Source organism: Microcoleus sp. MON2_D5 (assembly GCF_036701905.1).
Lineage (GTDB): Bacteria > Cyanobacteriota > Cyanobacteriia > Cyanobacteriales > Microcoleaceae > Microcoleus.
The window spans coordinates 68,937-86,800 of sequence record NZ_JAUBRM010000018.1 but is presented as its reverse complement, the minus strand read 5'-3'; the positions used below and the strand labels follow the sequence as shown (position 1 = coordinate 86,800).

Here is a 17,864-nt window from a genome sequence, read left to right as displayed (position 1 = left end):
ACGTCTTAAGTTTAACTCCAATTAGGTAACTTAATGTTTTGTTACATAGATAGGTTTTTTACCGCCTACCTACTTAGTATTGCAAATGCAGCCCGATCGCGCTGAAGCTTTTTGTCAGCGGGCCCAGGTTCACGCCAAGCTGGGAAACCCCGCATCAGCAGTTGAGGATATCGCCCGCGCTTTGCAACTCGAACCGGATAATCGCGAATTTCGGCTGGCTAGAGGCATCGTGCGCTTGTCTGCGGGAGATGGAGCCGGGGCGATCGCAGATTTCACTCACTTAATGCAGTTTGAGGGCGATCGCACTCGCCTGTTTTTGCACAGGGGACACGGGTATCGCTTGCTGGGAGACTTGGAAAAAGCTTTCAAAGATTACTCGAATGCGATCGCCATGTGCGATCGGGATGCAGAAGCTTTTGCCAGTCGCGCGGGCGTAGCCGAAGCATCGGGGGATATAGAAGGGGCGATCGCAGATTTCCAGCAAGCGGCCGCGCTTTGGCTCAATCAAGGCAATTGGCAAGCTCACCAACAGGCGATCGCGCAAGCTAAAAAAGCGGCGGAAGCAAGCATCATTCGAGTGCCGATTAAATATCGTTGGGGAGGAGTTCCAATAGTTGAAGTTGTCTTAAATAATGGTTGTGCTTTTACATTCGATCTGCTTTTGGATACAGGAGCAAGCAGGACACTAATTACGAAACAAATGGCCGAGCTCCTAAAAATTGTGCCGTCTGGAACCTGTCAGTCGATGATTGCTGATGGTAGTGTTGTAACGTTTGACTTAGGTTGGGTGCAATCTTTAGCAGTGCAAACTGCCGTTGTATGCAACATTCAAATTGCGATCGGTGATAATAGGATAACCTATGGGCTTTTAGGACAAGATTTTATAGCTCGTTATAATGTGCGAATTCTCGAAAACCAAGTAGAATTTCATACCCGATCATCTCTGCTCTCTTAGTCTGCGGAGGCAGACTTCGTTTGACTTGCAGAGCGGTTTCCACCGCCTAGTTTCAACCGCCGAATTAATTTTTTATCTTATTCACATAGCCCCACAAACTATAATCTCGACTCAGCCAACCCCGGAAAAAAACCATCTGAGTCGGATCTTCTTGCACCCGTTTGTAGCGGTAAATAATTCGTTCATTAATCATTTGCAGCGCGGTATTTCTATTATTTGCCCCTTTCAGCGCTTCCTTGGTGCGCGAGTCAAAAACTCCCGTTTGCGGCAATCCTAACGCTTGCTGGAGAAAGGTAATTGAGTTATTAATACCGAAATTAACGGCGGTGTCAAACATGACGATCGCCAAAGCCGGCTGCATCGTGCCCGAGAGGCTCGAATCCCAGTAATATTTATAAATTTCTAGGAGCTCTGCTTCCGACATCTGCGTCACGTCGAGGGGCGGAAGCCCACGACTGTAGCGGTAGGCGTTGTATTCCGTTTGCAAAACGCCCCGATAAGTTCTGCCGCCCTTATCGGCAGGGTGATTGCTGAATCCACCCTCAAAATATAGGGTGAAATAAAGAGCAGTTTGAAATAATTTCTGCCGAAAGCTGGCTGTCTGCTGCTGCTGTGCGAAAGTCTTTTGGGCAAAGGGTAAGGGGATTGCTAAGGTTAACAAGAGTATCCCCAGCAGGAGGTTTGGTTTCCACTTGATGTTATGTTGGCGCTGTGTCGCTTGCTTGTCGCTCATAAATTCTGTGTGACGATCGCCCGTAATTCCGCTAAAACTGCTACTCTTCAAAATAATATAGATTCAACCTTTAACTTGATAGCACAGATAGGCCGCCAAATGAATTCCGATTTTCCCAACCAATCCGAAACACCCCAATTTGAAGATGCTGCATCGCTGACAGTCGTTGCAGAAACCTATTACTCTCAAGGCAATTTAGCAGCAGCCGTCGCTGCTTGTCGCCGAGCTCTGGAATTGCAACCGGATTGGGCGGCGGCTTACGTGACAATGGGCAATGTGCAGCAAGCAAGCGGCCAAATTGAGGAAGCGATGCGGTTTTATTCCGAGGCGATCGCTCTGAATCCCGATTTTGCTGAGGCTTATGCTAATTTGGGCAGTATGCTCTACAAACAAGGGCATTTGGTGGAGGCGGTTGTCAATTACGAAAAGGCGATCGAACTTAAACCTAATTTGGCTGCTGCTTACTGGAATTTGGCAGGGGCACTGAAACAGCAGGGGCAGCCGGATGCAGCGGTAGCATACGAGCAAAAAGCTCTCGAACTCAATCCCCAGCTTGCTGAGGTAGATTTTCACTTAAATTTAGGAGATAAATTAGCGCGGCAAGGGAAGTTAGATGAGGCGGTGGCTGCATGGCAGCAGGCGATCGCATTCAAACCCGATTTAGCCGAAGCATACTGTCAAATTGGCCGAGTTTTGCGCCACCAGGGTCAATTTAAAGACGCAATACCCAACCTTCAAAAAGCCCTAGAAATTAAACCAGATTTTATTTCTGCCCACCAACATTTGTGCGGCATCCTCAGAGATACTAGCAATTTAGCTGCCGCGCGGCAAGCCGTGCACCAATACAGCCAAATGTGTGGCGAGACAGATCCAATTATGACCGCGATTTACTTCATCAGCACCTATCAAGTGTCGGGATTAAATCAAATTGCGGGCGATCGATTTTTAGAGCTAGAGTCGTACTTGCAGCAAAACTTAGAAACCGCTAGCCCGGTGGAAATTAAATCGCTTTATGCAAACTTGTTATTCAGCACGCCCTATTTGCGAGATGACTTGGCAGCCAACTCACAACTTTACAGATTAATTGCCCAAAAGTATATCGACCAATGTATTAAACCTAATTTTTCTCAACCCGCAAATTACAGTTTCAAACCAAGTGTTCCATCCAGCAAGTTAAAAATCGGCTTTTTGTCCAATCACTTCAGCCGCCATTCTGTAGGTTGGTGCAGCGCTGACATCATTCGCGAATTGTCCGACATCACACCCCATGTGTATTTGTACGCTTCCGAAAGAATTGTTCCTGACGATCGCACTCAGCAATTTGAAACTTGGGGCAAACTGACTTTTCCGACAACCTACCCGAACGGACTTGCCAATTCCGCAGAAATTATCGACAAAATTCAGCAAGATGAATTGGACGTTTTAGTTGATTTAGATTCACTCAGCGTACCAGTTCACGCTGACATTCTCTACCAAAAACCCGCACCAGTTTGTGTTTCTTGGCTGGGATTTGACGCCCCTTACCTATCGCCAGAAAATTACTTTCTTACAGACTGGCACTCGCACCCAGCCGGGCGGGAAAAATATTATGACGAGCAGCTAATTAGGATGCCGGATTCCTTTGTAGCGGTGTCCGGTTTTCAGAGATATGGAGTCGATCCAGTTGCATTGAGAAGGTCGAATCGGATCGGTTTGGATCAGATAGTTTACCTGTGCGTTGCACCAGGCAGAAAATTCAATCACGAGTTGGTAAAGGCCCAAGTTGCGATTCTCAAACAAGTGCCAAACAGTATTTTAATTCACAAAGCTTTAGGCGATGCTGGGGTGTTTGAGGCTGCATATCACCAAGCTTGCGAAGCTGAGAAAGTGAGCAAGCACCGAATTAAGTTTTTGCCAAGGTTTGCTACTGAGGAAGAACACAGAACTATCTATTTGCTGGCCGATGTTTTGTTAGATTCTTACCCTTACAACGGAGGAACTCACACTTTAGAGGCTTTGTGGTTTAATTTGCCAGTGGTGACTCGCACAGGAGAGCAATTTTTGTCGAGAATGGGTTATTCGTTTTTGCAGGCTTTGGGAATTGAAACTGGTGTGGCTTGGTCTTGGTCGGAATATGTGGAAGTTGGTGTAAAATTGGGTAAAGAACGTGAATTGAGAAATGCAATTAAAGCACTGTTGGTGAAATCTAAAGATCCAGCCAATTTGTCCCCGCTGTGGAATCCGAAAAAGTTGGCTGGTGATATGTATGCGGTGTTTGAAAAATTAGGTAAAATAGGATAAATGCTGACTAATGACTAATGACTTCAACACAGCCAACTATTAAGTTTTTAAAACAGCCGACTTCGGAAGCTTGGGTAGAACAGGCGATCGCCCATTTGGATACAATCTTATTAGACCATTCTCACTGCGAACGGAAAGCGGCGGGAGTAGCGTTAAATTTAATGTTTCGCTACCCAGCAAGGGAAAAATTGGTGAGGATGCTAACGGCGATCGCCCGCGAAGAATTAGAGCATTTCGAGCAAGTCAACCAGCGGTTAGAAAAGCGCAGCATTGCTTTGGGCCCTTTGGCTGCACCTCCTTACGGTGCTGGTTTGTCCGCCCAAATTCGCAAGCAGGAACCCGAAAGACTTTTGGATTCTTTGTTGGTTTCTGGTTTGATAGAAGCGCGCAGTCACGAACGGTTGGGGCTGCTAGGCGATCGTTGTCCCGACGCGGAATTAGCTAAGTTTTACCGCAGTTTGATGGCTTCGGAGGCGCGCCATTACGGTGTATATTGGATTTTGGCAACAACTTATTTCGAGCGGGATATTGTGATGCAGAGGTTGGAGGAATTATCCTTAGTAGAGAGCGAGTTGCTGGCAATACTTCATCCTGAACCGAGAATTCACAGTTAAGAGCTAGGTGCATTTAAAGACTGTAAAACACAAAAAATCAATAATTTTACAGTTGCTAAAGTCAACAAATAAATATTAAGTTGCAACCACTAATGAAAACCCAACATCTCGATTTTTTAATTCGTTCCTGGGAAACGCGCGATCGCGCTGAGGCGTTCTATTTAATTAGGGATGTTTTAGCAGAATACGGTTTAAAATGCGAACCTCACGGGGCAGATCGAGATGTCTATGATGTAGAACTACATTATCACAATCAAGGCGGCGAATTTTGGGTAGTTGAACGGCAGGATAAAATAGTCGGTACGGCGGCTTACTATCCGATTGAGCGCGGAAATAATGCTGTGGAAATTCGCAAAATGTATATTTTGCCAGCAGCAAGAGGACAAGGTTTGGGGAAATTTTTACTGCAAGAATTGGAAAGTAAAATTATCGCTCGCGGCTTTGATGAAATCTGGATTGAAACTGCTAGCATTCTCAAAGAAGCTGTGAGAATGTACGAAAATAGCGGATATCTACCGACAACTGGTGTGGAGACGCCAAGGTGCGATCGGGTTTACGTAAAATCTTTAGGTAGAAAAAACCTACAATAAGGTTTGTGTAAACAATGATTAATTTACTCAGTTTCAATCAACTTTTGGCAACTTTGTTTGTTTTCGGAAGAATAGCGTTTTGGATAGGCTATCTCAAAGCTCCGCTCGATCGAGCTTTTGGCCTGGGAGTTACTCTGTATGCTACTATTGCCGTACTAATTTATGATGCTTACCGCGTAGTATTTTTTAATAGCTGAGGGATTGGAGAGTTGTTTGAAATAAGACTTATGCTTTCATTAGTCCTATGAAACCCTAAAACTAGGAGGAAAATAAATGACTATCCCCACAGAAAACTCTCACTCTCAAAATCAGGCTACCAACAAATTGCTAGACGGCCCTAAAGGCGCTAGATTTGTTCAGACAGTGCGGGGAATTTTAAATCCTCTGTATTATTTAGATAATAATTATCAACGCTACGGCGATCTTTTTACCAGCAAATTCAGCAATTTTCCGCCGCAAGTAATTATTAGCCATCCTTTAGCTATTCAAGAAATTTTTACAGCCGATTGCAAACTATTTAAATCCGGTACGGGAAACCAGATAGCGCTACCTTTAGTAGGGTCCAATTCGTTATTGTTGTTAGATGGCGATCGACATTTGCAGCAGCGCAAACTTTTAATGCCACCTTTTCACGGTGAACGCATGAAAGCTTACGGACAAATCATCTGCAATACCACCGAAAAAGTAATTAATAATTGGACTCCTGGTAACTCTGTTATCGCGCAATCAACTATGCAGGAAATTTCCTTGGAAGTAATTTTGCACGCGGTTTTCGGGCTGAGCGAAGGAGAACGCTACCAGCAAATTCAGCAACTAATTACTAATATGTTCAGCCTGTTTAGCAATCCATTAAGCGCTACCTTTTTGTTTATCAAGTCGTTGCAAAAAGATTTAGGTGCTTGGAGTCCTTGGGGAGGATTTATTCGACAAAGACAGCGTTTAGATGAACTGCTTTATCAAGAAATCCGCGAACGCAAAACTCTATCTCAACCATTGGGAGAAGACATCCTGAGCTTGTTAATTTCCGCTAGTGACGAAGCAGGACAGCCGATGAGCGACGTTGAATTGCGGGATGAATTAATGACAATCTTATTCGCAGGACACGAAACTACAGCCACAGCTTTAGCCTGGGCTTTGTATTGGATTCACTACATCCCAGAAGTCCGTGAAAACCTGCTCCAAGAACTCAATTCTATTAATGTCGAAAATAGCGAGCCGGCGGAAATAAGTAAACTCCCGTATTTGAATGCTGTTTGTTGCGAAACCCTGCGGATTTATCCGATCCTATTTTTTACATTTCCGCGCCTTCTGCAAGCTCCGATGCAGTTAATGGGTTATAATATTCCCCAAGGAATGATACTTTCTACCTGTATTTATTTGGTTCACCACCGACCGGATATTTACCCGGAACCAAAGCGTTTTAAACCAGAACGTTTTCTAGAACGTCAATTTTCGCCTTACGAATATTTGCCGTTTGGGGGAGGGAACCGCCGCTGTATTGGCACGGCATTTGCAATGTTTGAAATGAAGTTAGTATTGGCGAAAGTGCTGTCACGATACTCTTTAGAACTTGCAGAAAATCGTCCGGTTTTGCCAGTACGCCGGGGCTTGACAATGGCACCCGCTGGTGGTGTGCGTCTAGTGGTAAAGAGTAGGATTTGAATCCTATCAAATCCGGTGGAGCGAGCGGAGATGATATGATATCAATGCAACGGGTTTTAATTTATTTTTTGCCGCATAGGAATTTCGATCGCAAATTCGGAACCTTCTCCCAATACAGAATTGCAAGAAAGTTTGCCGCCGTGTTTTTCTACTATAATAGAGTGCGAAATCGCCAATCCTAAGCCAGTTCCTTTGCCAATGGGTTTAGTAGTGAAAAACGGGTCAAACAAGCGCTTTTGCACATCTTCGCTCATCCCGGGGCCGCTGTCAGCTATCCATATGGCAACGCTGTTAGTGTCGGTTACTTGGGTGCGAATCGTAATTGCGAGATTTTTGGCGGTGCGATTGGATTCCTTTATCTCCATTTCCAAGGCGTCTAGCGCATTGCTCAACAAATTCATAAATACTTGATTTAACTGACCGGGATAACATTCCACTAAAGGCAAATTACCGTATTGTTTAATCACATTAATTGTCGGGTGATCGGTTTTATGTTTCAGGCGGTTTTGCAAAATCAGCAGCGTGCTTTCAAGGCCTTCGTGAATGTCAACTTGTTTCATTTCGGCTTCGTCCAGTCTTGAGAAAGTCCGCAGGCTCAAAACTATGTCGCGGATGCGATCGGCTCCGACTTTCATTGATGCTAAAATTTTCGGTAAATCTTCAATAAGATAATCAATTTCAAAGTCTTCCCTTGCATTTACAATTCTTGCGCTAGGCTGCGGGTATTCCTTCTGGTAAAGTTGCAGCATTTTTAGCAAGTTTTGAGTGTATTCGCTGGTGTAGCTGAGATTGCCGTAGATAAAATTAACCGGGTTGTTAATTTCGTGGGCGACACCTGCTACTAATTGTCCCAAACTCGACATTTTTTCACTTTGAATTAATTGAGTTTGGGTGCGTTGGAGTTCGTGTAAAGTTTGTTCTAGCTGTTGAGTTTGAGCTTGAGCTAATCGAGCCGCTGTGCGCGTTTGGGTGTAGAGTTCGGCGTGGTCGATCGCGATCGCAATTTGAGCGACCACCGCTTGCATCAGTTCGACTTCCGATTCGCTCCAATTTCGCATGGATAGGGTCTGATAGCAGGTAATCACCCCAATATCGCCGGAAGCAGTATGAATTGGCAGCGACAGCACGGATTGAAATTTTGAAGCCTGGAAAAGTTCGCGCAATTCTACATCTTCAAAAGTGCTGACATCATCAATTCGCAGAATTTCTCGCCGCAAAATCTGTCGCACTGCGAGACTAGATTTGTAGTCTACAGGATAAGTGCCGAGTATACTCGGCAAATCAGCATTCTTCGCTTCGTAAGTTACGTCCCAAACCGGAGGATTGGTGTTGGGGCGATACCAAGTGAAGATGCACCAATCTAGCTGCATCAAATTGCGAATTTCTTGAACGGCGGTTTCTACAATTGTATCTAAATCTAAAGAAGTGCGGATTTGGTTGGCAATTTGATTGAGCAGTAGTTCTCGCTGAGCTTGCTGTCTGAGCGCTTGTTCCGATCGCACTAAAGTTTCTTCTGCAAGTTTGCGATCCGTTAAATCTTGGATAACTGCTTGGATAATTTTTTCATTTCCAACCTCGATGATTGTCAGCACGACTTCTGCGGGAAAATCCGTACCGTCTAAGCGCTGATGAACCCAATCAAAACGGTGGTTTCCCCGCTCAAAGGCGAGATCCATCATTTCGTTAATAAAGCTCACAGAATCTCTGCCGTTGGGTTGAAAAGGAGGCGACAGTTTGCCGGGGTTTTTGCCGTACAACTGTGGCGCGGTAGTGCAGCCAAATAGTTTTAGGGTGGCTGTGTTGGCATCGGTGATGCCATTCTCATATAACATCAAAACAGGCAAACTGGTTAATTCGTAGAGGGAGCGAAATTTGGCTTCCGACTGCTGCAATGCGGCTTCTGTTTGCTTGCGATCGGTAATGTCGGCAACCATTGCCAAAGCGCCCACATAGCGTCCCTGTTTGTCTGCCAAGGAATTAGTAGAAACCATCGCCCACAAGTCGCTGCCGTCTCGGCGAAGGAACTTAAAATCGAGCTGTTCGCGAATTCCTTCACGGCGGCGTTCGAGACTGACTTGTGCGAGCGCCATGCCTTCTGCATCCATGAAAGCAAATAGCGACTGTCCGATCATTTCCTCGGGAGTGCAGCCGAGCATATCGGCCATTTTTTGGTTGACAAAAGTAGTTTTGCCCTCCGTATCTACGATCCAAATTCCTTCGTCTGCTGTCTCGACAATACACCTGTATTTTTCCTCGCTTTCCCTGAGCGCTTCTTCTGCTAATTGGCGAGCCGTAATGTTTTGAGTCATTAGCAATCCGCCGATGATTTCTTGCCGTTCGTTTCTGACTGGCAAAGTATAACCGAGGTAAACGCGAGCGCTGTAAATAAATTCTGTAACAACTGTTTCTCCTGCCAGTGCCGCCCGATAATTTTGCTCGAGAGCGGCGCAAAAATCTGCCTCGAATACTTCCCTGATTGTCTTGCCTTCCATCAATTCTTTGGAAAGCCCCACTGCTGCTAATTCTGTACCTTCTACCAGGGTGAACCGCATTTCTCGATCGAACAACATCACCGCACCGTTAGGAAAATTGCTGGCCATAGTGCGGTAAAGCTGTTCGCTTTTTTGCAGCGCAGCTTCTGCTTGTTTGCGATCGCTAATGTCAATTATGACTGCACCGATGCCGAGAGCCTCGCCATCTTTGTCTAGCAAGGGAAAATAAGAGCCTGTCAGGTGTCGGACAAACCCAGGCTTTCTGGGATTGTCACCACTCATCTCGATATTAATTAAGGGTTGTTTCGTCCTCAAAATTTCTTCGTACAAAGGCTCTACAATTGGAGCGATATTCGGCAATATTTCGCGTACATTTTTGCCTAGGTGCTCTGCTGGACTCAGGCAATTTATTTCTGCTAGAAATTGATTAATTTGCACGTACCGCAGTTGGGAGTCCAAAATGCAAAGTCCCGCCGGCGCCTCCTTCAAAAAGGCATCAAATAGTGCTTGTCTCTGTGCTAATTCTTGTTCTAAAGCTTTGCAAATGCTGAGATCTGTTAAAGAACCCATCATTCCCACAACTTCTCCCGTTTTGTCTTTCAAGAGCGAAAGCATCAGGTGGGATGAAATTTTTTCGCCTGATTTATGGCGTGTTATAACTTCTATTTCATGATCGCCTTTTTCTTGTAGCGGTTTGATGACTTGCTCTAACAAAAATTCGTGCTGTTCTGGCGGGTAAATTAGAGAAATGTGCTGTCCGATAGCCTCAGTTTTTTCATAGCCGTATAACTTTTGGCAGGCTTGATTCCAAATGGTGATCGAGCCGTCCATATCTGTAGAAATCACCGCTTCGTGAATTTGGTCGATAATTTGACTTTGGAGACGCAATTTTTCTTGACCCTGTTCCAGTTCGGCGGTTTTTTCTGCGAGTAGTTTCTGAGTTTTTTCCAGTTCAGCAGTCTGCTTTGCCAGCAATTTTTCCAGATGTGAACTGCGGTGCGGCGGCGCTGATTCCAGCGGATTGCTATTTTCTCGCCCAGGATTAAAAATTTCTTCAGCGCTCAGCCAAATCGCGCACTCTCCCCCTGTTTCAATAGCCCGCTCAGAAACTCGCACGGGTACGAGATGGTTGTTTTTATGTTTGTATGCTGCTTCGCAAAGGCCCGTGCAGCTATCCGCGCACTGCGTTTGCTGAATTTCCCAGTAGTTGAGGTGAAGAGTTTCTGCCACTGTGCGGCCGATAATACTTGCAAAAGCTGGATTTACGTCGAGAAAAGTCCCGTCCGTCCGGCACAATGCCAGCCCGATCGGGCTGAGTTCTAACAATTGGCGGCGGGAGCGATTGCGCTTGGCTTTTCCTAACTGGCTTTGCATCTGACCTAGCTGGACTTGGTTTATTTAATTATATCTTTTCACGTTGTTTATTGCTGTAACTTTTATCCTTCATTAACCAAGAGAGAAGAAGGAAGTTCGGCAACGGATTGTATAACGGATTTAACGGATGTAACGGATGGATGCTGAGGTTCGAGGGAAGAAGGAAGAGGTTGGATCGGAGGTTCGAGGGAAGTTCGGCAACGCTCCCTGTACTGGATTTAACGGATGGATGTTGAGGAAAAAGACAGGATGGGGAAACAAAAATGAGTAAGAATCAACGGGGAGGAGGAAAGAGGGAATGAGAAGAAACCAGAAAAATCACAAAAGAAGAAGTACAAAACTGGTACAAAGACCATTAATTTATACATGGTATCTTCCCTCCAACCTTCTTCCTTCTTCCTTCTTCCTTCTTCCTTCTTCCTTCTTCCTTCTATTAATCGCGGGCAATACCTTCGGATCTGGCGGCCAACTGCACTGCACCGGCGACAGCAATGGCAACTCTTTCATCAAAAACAGACGGTATAATGTGCTCTTTGTCAAGCTGGGAAGGACTGACTAAAGAGGCGATCGCATAAGCTGCTTCCAAATACATACTGGTCGTAATCGTGGTTGCTTTGCAGTCCAAAGCACCTCGAAATATCCCCGGAAATGCCAAAACATTGTTAATTTGATTCGGGTAGTCGCTGCGTCCGGTTGCGATAATCGCCGCATCTTCCACAATTAATTCTGGCTGAATTTCGGGAATGGGATTTGCCATTGCAAAAACAATGGGATTCTCGGCCATGGAACGCACCATCGAACGGGTGACTACGCCGGGGGCGCTGACGCCTAAAAATACATCGGCACCGGCGATCGCATCTTCCAAAGTACCGCTCGAAGCCACAGCAAATTCTAGTTTTTCTGGGTTCATATCCGTGCGGTCTTGGGAGAGGACGCCTTTGGAGTCGCACATGATGATGTTTTGGGCACCTGCTTTACGCAGCAACCTGGCGATCGCGACTCCTGCCGCACCCGCTCCGTTAATCACGATACACACTTCTTCTATTGTTTTTTTCACGAGTTTCAAGGCATTAATTAATGCTGCCAAACTAACAATCGCAGTGCCGTGCTGGTCGTCGTGAAAGATCGGAATATCTAAGCTTTCCCGCAATCTTGCTTCGATTTCAAAGCAGCGGGGAGAAGAAATATCTTCGAGGTTAACGCCACCAAAAACCGGGGCGATATTCTGCACTGTGCGAATAATTTCCTCGGTATCTTGGGTATTCAAACAGATAGGAAAGGCGTCAATACCTGCAAATTCTTTAAATAGCATGGCTTTGCCTTCCATGACTGGCAGTGCGGCGGCCGGGCCGAGGTTTCCCAGCCCCAAAACTGCGCTACCGTCGGTAACAATGGCAACAGTATTTTGTTTGATTGTGAGGTTGTAAACTTGTTGGGGGTCATTGGCGATCGCCGTGCAGATGCGGCCGACTCCAGGGGTGTAGGCCATTGCCAAATCTGACTGGCGTTTGAGGGAAATTTTGCTAACTACGCTGATTTTTCCGCCGCGGTGCAAGTTGAAAGTGCGATCGTACACATCGATCACTTTGATATCCGGCAGCGCTTTCACTGCTTGGAGTATTTCTTCGTTGTGCTCGGTGCTGTAAGCATCGACGGTGATATCGCGAATGGTAGTGGCGCGAGTTTGCTCGATCAAATCGATTTGGCCGAAGTTGCCGCCAACAGATGCGATCGCACTGGTGACTGTTGCCAGCATTCCCGGCCGGTTCGGCAGAGCAACCCGAATTGTTAAACTAAAGCTGGGGTTCGGTGTCAGTTTTACCATTATGTCTTGATTTCAGATTTGAGAATTTCAATCTTAGATTTTATCGCCAATGTTAGGCATAAAATTTAATAATTCACATTTTCAACTGAAATTTTTAACAAATTCTATGAGCTTGTGATACGATCGCTCTGCACTGCCAAGCGTGTCGCTGGAAAACTCATCTTTTTTTGAGTAGAGCTTTGCTCTGTGTATAGCTTGTGACTCGCTCACAAACAGCCTATTTTCTGTCAAGTTCGCCGCCAACCGCGAATATGAAGCGCGGGGCTAGAAATCCGGTTTATAAGGTCAACGTCCGCAAGTCTTATCTATTTTTGAGAATATTTCTGTTTATTCTGAACATCAGCAGATATTTCCCAAAAGTCTATTCTCCAGCGATACCGCCTAATTCCTGCTGCTGTCTTTTGAAGCGAGACACCCAGGAGAGTTGATGCGGCTTTTTGGTGGCCTTTATTGGGGAGTTAAAAAGTAGATGCACGGCTGCTTGAGCCTGCAGGTAAAAATCTGAGCGACTGACAAGCGGGCATTTGATATATATATGTTGCCTGCTTGTTTAACACTTGCCAAGGATTGCGAGTGCAACCTTGCAAACGATCTAATTACCTGCACGCTTTGCCCGATAATTCCAGCGACTGTAACTAACAGACAATCTATCCCGCGCCGGCACAGGCACAGCTTGGGCCGAACCCTGCACAGTTGCTGGTTGCTAACTGTCAATTTTATCGATCGGCCGCAGCATCGGCCCATATAATAGTAAAGAATTTGCAAGCCAGACAATCCGGGGGAACTTTTTCTAAGTTTTGCAGATCGACTGATTGCTCTGCCTCGCTGCCGGCGGGAAGTATGCACAGGGCAACCTGTCCGACTCCTGCCATGAGTTCGGCAACTCGCTCCAAAATACTGTCCATTTTGTCAATTAGTTGCTCTGCTGCATCCAGACTCGGCGCGATGATGAAAAAGGTTTTGACTCCATCGGGACAAGGGGCGAAGCCGAGGGTAGACTCTCGCAATAGTGCTTGGGTGGAGAGACTGAAACCGTCGTAGAAGCGATCGATTACTGCTTGATAAAAGACTTGGGTCAGAGAGCGATCGCCAAAAATAGGTTGAGATAACATAACTGCTTCCTTTCGTAGGATTTTTGGGTGCATTGAAAAAATTTTAACATACCTTAATGTAAGGGATTTAACTAAACGATCAAGCGATCGAGATCATGGACTTGATGTGACATTTTTAAATTTGTGTAGCGATCGCAACTGTGATAAAATGTACTATGTGTTAGCGCTGCCAGTGATTTTTATCGCATCCGCAGCTCAAAGCTAAGTACAAAATTTCCTAGTAGGTGAGGAGAGGGGGAGAGGGCCAGAGGGAGAGAACCAGAGGGAAATTACCTACGTAGTAAAAGTATTATTGGCAAAAAGTGCTGAATCTAGAGTTTAAAATAAACATCCAATCAAAATATTCAAGATGAACTCGATCGCCCAACAGTTAAAAGCAAAATTTGAAAAAGCATTCACCGCTGCATTCGGCGAAAGTTATGCAGGTGCAGATCCGATGCTAGCCGCCGCCAGCAATCCCAACTTTGGGGACTTTCAGTGCAACGCAGCGATGAGTTTGGGGAAAAAGTTAGGAAAGCCGCCGCGGGCGATCGCCTCGACAATTATCGAACACCTAGATATTACTGACATCTGCGAAACCCCAGAAATCGCCGGGCCGGGTTTTATCAATTTGAAGCTGAAACCGGCTTATTTGGAAGCGCAAATTAGTGCGATCGCCGCCGACTCGCGTTTGGGGATTGAACCAGCGAAAACGCCTCAGACAATCGCGATCGACTTTTCGAGTCCGAATATAGCCAAGGAAATGCACGTCGGACATTTGCGATCGACAATCATCGGAGATGCGATCGCCCGCATCCTCGAATTTCAAGGCCACGACGTACTCCGAATCAACCACATCGGCGACTGGGGCACCCAATTCGGAATGCTGATCGCATACTTGCGCGAAGTTCACCCCGAAGCCCTCACAACCGCTGACGCCCTAGACTTAGGCGATTTAGTCGCATTTTACCGCCAAGCAAAACAGCGCTTCGACGCAGACGAAACCTTCAAAGAAACCGCCCGCCAAGAAGTAGTAAAACTGCAAGCAGGCGCCGAAGACACCCGCCGCGCTTGGAAATTGTTGTGCGATCAATCGCGCCGCGAATTTCAAGTAATCTACGACTTGCTCGACATCAAATTAACCGAACGCGGCGAATCGTTTTACAACCCATTATTGCCCGCCGTAGTCGAAGATTTAACCAATCTAGGTTTGCTAGTAGAAAGTGACGGCGCGAAATGCGTTTTTGTAGACGGTTTCACCAACAAAGAAGGCGAACCGCTGCCGCTAATAGTCCAAAAAACCGACGGCGGCTACAATTACGCTACAACAGATTTAGCAGCAGTGCGCTACCGCATCCACAAAGATAATGCAAAGCGCATAATTTACGTCACAGATTCAGGACAAGCAAACCATTTTGCCCAAGTATTTGCAGTAGCCAGAAAAGCCAATTGGATTCCTGAAGATGTCGAAATTGTCCACATTCCCTTCGGTTTAGTATTAGGAGAAGACGGGAAAAAATTAAAAACTCGTTCTGGGGAAACGGTGCGGTTGCAGGATTTGTTAGATGAGGCGATCGTCCGCACGCGCCAAGATTTGGAAGAGAGATTAAAAACAGAGGAAAGACAGGAAACTGAGGAATTTATTGCTAACGTATCTCGAACAATTGGTTTGAGTGCCGTTAAGTATGCAGATTTAAGTCAAAATCGCGCCAGTAACTATATTTTCAGTTACGACAAAATGCTCGCATTGCAAGGAAATACCGCTCCTTATATGCTGTATGCTTACGTGCGCGTGCAGGGAATTCGCCGCAAAGGTGAGATTAATTTTGATAACTTAGATGCTGGTGCGAAAGTAATTTTGCAATCCGACCCCGAGTTGGTATTGGCAAAGCATTTATTGCAGTTGAATGAAGTTGTAAATGCTGTGGGCGGGGACTTGTTGCCGAATCGAATTTGTCAGTATTTGTTTGAATTGAGTCAAAAGTTCAATCAATTTTTTGAGCAATGTCCGGTTTTGAAAGCTGAGGAACCCTTGCGGACTTCGCGGTTGATTTTGTGCGATTTGACGGCGAGGACTTTGAAGTTGGGTTTGGAGTTGTTGGGGATTAAGGTCTTGGAAAGAATGTAATTTTTTAACCCCTTTGCACTCACGAACCGCCTCAAGTCTTGAACTATACCGCTGCAACCAGAAATCATATTACCCGAAATCTGGACACGGCAGTGCCGTTTCCCTACAATTAATCAGGCGATGGTTATATGTCTCATCGAGTGCTCATGATTATTTTGGGGTAGGGAAACGGCATTGCCGTGTCCAGAGTTGCCGTGTTTTCGATGATTATATCCGATCGCTGAAATTCATCGGCAAAGTAAACCTTAATTGAAGGAGAATATTCTGTAAGCGCGATCGCGCTTAACTTAGTGCCCTTCAATCATGGATTTATGGGTTTATGGCAACTTTTATCACACCATCTCGTTGATTGCCGAATAATTCATACGCTTCTTTTATTTGATCTAGCTTAAACCTGTGTGTGATCATAGGTCTCAGGTCGGCACGAGCGGACTGTATGATATTTATCAGCCGCCGCATACGTTCTTTTCCACCGGGGCAGAGACTGGTAACAATTTTCTTATCTCCGATACCGGCGGCAAAGGCATCTACAGGAATGGTAAGTTTTCCAGAATACACTCCTAGACTCGATACAATTCCGCCGGGTTTAACCACACGCAAACACGCTTCAAAGGTTTCCTGAATACCGAGTGCTTCAATCGCTACATCTACACCACGACCATTGGTCAAATCCAGGATCGCTTCGACTGGATTGCACTCTTTATAATTTAAAACAATGTCGGAGCCAAGCATTTGGGACATTTTCAGGCGTGTCGGATTGCTGCTCACGGCAATGATTTTGGAAGCACCTCTGAGTCTGGCACCGACAGTTGCGCTCATACCAATTGGTCCTTGGGCAAATATGGCGACTGTATCACCAATCTTGATATTTCCGCTTTCGGCACCACTGAAACCTGTACTCATAACATCTGGACACATAAGCACCTGTTCGTCGGTTAATTCGTCAGGTATGGGAGTCAAATTGGCGATTGCGTTCGGCACTAGCATATATTCCGCCTGAGAACCATCAATGGTATTGCCGAAGCGCCAACCACCCAGTGGCTTACCGCCGCACTGCGCTTGGTATCCGTCAAGACAGAAATTGCACTGACCACAAGGAGTTATAGCACCAGCAAGAATACGCTGTCCTATTTCATAGCCGTGAACTCCTGCGCCGAGTTCTGCAATGACGCCAACTGGTTCATGTCCTAGTGTCCGTCCAGGCTGGACGGGTACTTCACCTTTGAGTATATGAACATCTGTGCCACAGATTGTCGTCGTGGTGATTTTAATCAGTGCATCAGTAGGCCCAATCTCAGGAATTGGTTTTTCTTGAATTTCGATTCGCCCTTTTTCTACAAAAACGGCGGCTTTCATCTTTCGCATAAATTTTTTACACAATTTTTAAGATGATACTATGTAACATCAATACAGCGCTTTTCTTTCTGCGCGTCTCCTTGCTCCCCTATTTGTGACTGCCATTCGGCTTATATCCCTCTTTTGTCACTTTGGGGTGAAACCTTGAATCTTCATGGACTGTATCCTCGAAAAATCGTCAATTTATCCGAGAGTGATGAAGGATCGCTGCGTCCCAACCGCTGGGGCGGTTGCTATAACGCTTACAGAGTCGGAGGAGCAAGCGTTTCAGGAGGAACTTGGTAGGATTGAGCCAGAGGCACAGGAGCAGGTTATGCAGATTGTTACCAGTTGGGTGCAGACAGGGATTGAGCGGGGGAGACGCGAAGGAATTCAGGAAGGGATTCCCCTTGGCAAAGTTTCTCTGGTGATGCGTTTGCTGCATCGTCGTCGGAGAAAGGAAAAACAACCGTAAACGATAATTGCGCTGAAATTAATCAGCAAAGTAAACCTTAATTGAAAAAGACTCACTCTCCATCAATACCTTCCCACAGTTCCGATACAGGTCTAGTTTTTCCTGTCTTTATTTCCAGCCATGCTTGCCGAAAGCTTTCTTCTGGAGATGGGAGTGCTTCTTCGTCTTCGTTAGCAAGAACAATAACGCCAACTCTGCGTCCAGCAAATTTTTCGGATAGGGCGAGAATCTCTTCCCAAGTTCCCTCTAGTTCTCACAGTTGTGATGTCATTACTTTTACTTATTTGGAAATTTAAATTTAGTTAATTGT

13 protein-coding genes are annotated in these 17,864 nt (G+C 45.7%); 8 read left to right on the top strand and 5 right to left on the bottom strand.

Annotated elements, in window-relative coordinates; all coding sequences use genetic code 11:
* The first annotated feature begins 85 nt into the window (after positions 1–85).
* On the top strand, positions 86–955 hold the full coding sequence (locus QUA47_RS09175; protein WP_333430518.1) for a tetratricopeptide repeat protein: 870 nt from the start codon (positions 86–88) through the stop codon (positions 953–955).
* 64 nt (positions 956–1,019) lie between these two features.
* On the opposite strand, the gene QUA47_RS09170 is transcribed toward QUA47_RS09175, so the two are convergent.
* Positions 1,020–1,688 carry a glycosyl hydrolase 108 family protein gene (locus QUA47_RS09170; RefSeq protein ID WP_333430517.1) on the bottom strand — a complete coding sequence of 223 codons (669 nt, stop codon included), beginning with the start codon at positions 1,686–1,688 and terminating at the stop codon, positions 1,020–1,022.
* Positions 1,689–1,787: 99 nt separating this feature from the next.
* Here QUA47_RS09170 and QUA47_RS09165 point away from each other — a divergent pair, with 99 nt between their 5' ends.
* The 5 genes from QUA47_RS09165 to QUA47_RS09145 all read left to right on the top strand — a co-directional run bounded on the left by QUA47_RS09165 (position 1,788) and on the right by QUA47_RS09145 (position 6,834).
* The gene (locus QUA47_RS09165) at positions 1,788–3,968 is read left to right on the top strand and encodes a tetratricopeptide repeat protein (RefSeq protein WP_333430516.1); all 2,181 of its coding nucleotides are present in this window, start codon (positions 1,788–1,790) and stop codon (positions 3,966–3,968) included.
* Between the two features lie 17 nt (positions 3,969–3,985).
* Positions 3,986–4,582, top strand: coding sequence for a tRNA isopentenyl-2-thiomethyl-A-37 hydroxylase MiaE (locus QUA47_RS09160; protein ID WP_333430515.1), 597 nt, complete (start codon positions 3,986–3,988; stop codon positions 4,580–4,582).
* A gap of 92 nt (positions 4,583–4,674) precedes the next feature.
* The gene (locus tag QUA47_RS09155; protein WP_333430514.1) at positions 4,675–5,172 is read left to right on the top strand and encodes a GNAT family N-acetyltransferase; all 498 of its coding nucleotides are present in this window, start codon (positions 4,675–4,677) and stop codon (positions 5,170–5,172) included.
* Positions 5,173–5,186: 14 nt separating this feature from the next.
* Entirely contained in the window at positions 5,187–5,369 is a 183-nt protein-coding gene (locus QUA47_RS09150; RefSeq protein ID WP_333430513.1) for a hypothetical protein, read from the top strand.
* A gap of 76 nt (positions 5,370–5,445) precedes the next feature.
* The gene (locus QUA47_RS09145; RefSeq protein WP_333430512.1) at positions 5,446–6,834 is read left to right on the top strand and encodes a cytochrome P450; all 1,389 of its coding nucleotides are present in this window, start codon (positions 5,446–5,448) and stop codon (positions 6,832–6,834) included.
* Positions 6,835–6,890: 56 nt separating this feature from the next.
* Here QUA47_RS09145 and QUA47_RS09140 read toward each other — a convergent pair whose 3' ends face one another.
* The 3 genes from QUA47_RS09140 to QUA47_RS09130 form a co-directional block, all read right to left on the bottom strand.
* Positions 6,891–10,700: a PAS domain S-box protein gene (locus tag QUA47_RS09140; RefSeq protein ID WP_333430511.1), complete on the bottom strand. Its 3,810-nt coding sequence runs from the start codon at positions 10,698–10,700 to the stop codon at positions 6,891–6,893.
* 433 nt (positions 10,701–11,133) lie between these two features.
* On the bottom strand, positions 11,134–12,525 hold the full coding sequence (locus QUA47_RS09135) for a malic enzyme-like NAD(P)-binding protein (RefSeq protein ID WP_333404451.1): 1,392 nt from the start codon (positions 12,523–12,525) through the stop codon (positions 11,134–11,136).
* A 716-nt stretch (positions 12,526–13,241) separates the two neighbouring features.
* Positions 13,242–13,637 (bottom strand): hypothetical protein, encoded by a 396-nt coding sequence (locus QUA47_RS09130; protein WP_333404450.1) that lies wholly within the window; start codon positions 13,635–13,637, stop codon positions 13,242–13,244.
* A 349-nt stretch (positions 13,638–13,986) separates the two neighbouring features.
* Here QUA47_RS09130 and argS point away from each other — a divergent pair, with 349 nt between their 5' ends.
* Complete coding sequence (gene argS, locus QUA47_RS09125; RefSeq protein ID WP_333430510.1) at positions 13,987–15,744, top strand: arginine--tRNA ligase; 1,758 nt, start codon at positions 13,987–13,989, stop codon at positions 15,742–15,744.
* 309 nt (positions 15,745–16,053) lie between these two features.
* On the opposite strand, the gene QUA47_RS09120 is transcribed toward argS, so the two are convergent.
* Positions 16,054–17,100, bottom strand: coding sequence for an NAD(P)-dependent alcohol dehydrogenase (locus QUA47_RS09120; protein WP_333404448.1), 1,047 nt, complete (start codon positions 17,098–17,100; stop codon positions 16,054–16,056).
* Between the two features lie 154 nt (positions 17,101–17,254).
* Between QUA47_RS09120 and QUA47_RS09115 the strand changes: the two genes are divergently transcribed.
* Positions 17,255–17,554: a hypothetical protein gene (locus tag QUA47_RS09115; RefSeq protein WP_333430509.1), complete on the top strand. Its 300-nt coding sequence runs from the start codon at positions 17,255–17,257 to the stop codon at positions 17,552–17,554.
* The last annotated feature ends 310 nt before the right edge of the window (positions 17,555–17,864 follow it).

Bases quoted from the DNA above. Each gene is read 5' to 3' on its own strand.
- QUA47_RS09140 (WP_333430511.1), bottom strand. From the start codon at position 10,700: ATGCAAAGCCAGTTAGGAAAAGCCAAGCGCAATCGCTCCCGCCGCCAA.
- QUA47_RS09175 (WP_333430518.1), top strand. From the start codon at position 86: ATGCAGCCCGATCGCGCTGAAGCTTTTTGTCAGCGGGCCCAGGTTCAC.
- QUA47_RS09145 (WP_333430512.1), top strand. From the start codon at position 5,446: ATGACTATCCCCACAGAAAACTCTCACTCTCAAAATCAGGCTACCAAC.
- QUA47_RS09150 (WP_333430513.1), top strand. From the start codon at position 5,187: ATGATTAATTTACTCAGTTTCAATCAACTTTTGGCAACTTTGTTTGTT.
- QUA47_RS09160 (WP_333430515.1), top strand. From the start codon at position 3,986: ATGACTTCAACACAGCCAACTATTAAGTTTTTAAAACAGCCGACTTCG.
- QUA47_RS09165 (WP_333430516.1), top strand. From the start codon at position 1,788: ATGAATTCCGATTTTCCCAACCAATCCGAAACACCCCAATTTGAAGAT.
- QUA47_RS09115 (WP_333430509.1), top strand. From the start codon at position 17,255: ATGGACTGTATCCTCGAAAAATCGTCAATTTATCCGAGAGTGATGAAG.
- QUA47_RS09155 (WP_333430514.1), top strand. From the start codon at position 4,675: ATGAAAACCCAACATCTCGATTTTTTAATTCGTTCCTGGGAAACGCGC.
- QUA47_RS09135 (WP_333404451.1), bottom strand. From the start codon at position 12,525: ATGGTAAAACTGACACCGAACCCCAGCTTTAGTTTAACAATTCGGGTT.
- QUA47_RS09120 (WP_333404448.1), bottom strand. From the start codon at position 17,100: ATGAAAGCCGCCGTTTTTGTAGAAAAAGGGCGAATCGAAATTCAAGAA.
- QUA47_RS09130 (WP_333404450.1), bottom strand. From the start codon at position 13,637: ATGTTATCTCAACCTATTTTTGGCGATCGCTCTCTGACCCAAGTCTTT.
- QUA47_RS09170 (WP_333430517.1), bottom strand. From the start codon at position 1,688: ATGAGCGACAAGCAAGCGACACAGCGCCAACATAACATCAAGTGGAAA.
- argS (WP_333430510.1), top strand. From the start codon at position 13,987: ATGAACTCGATCGCCCAACAGTTAAAAGCAAAATTTGAAAAAGCATTC.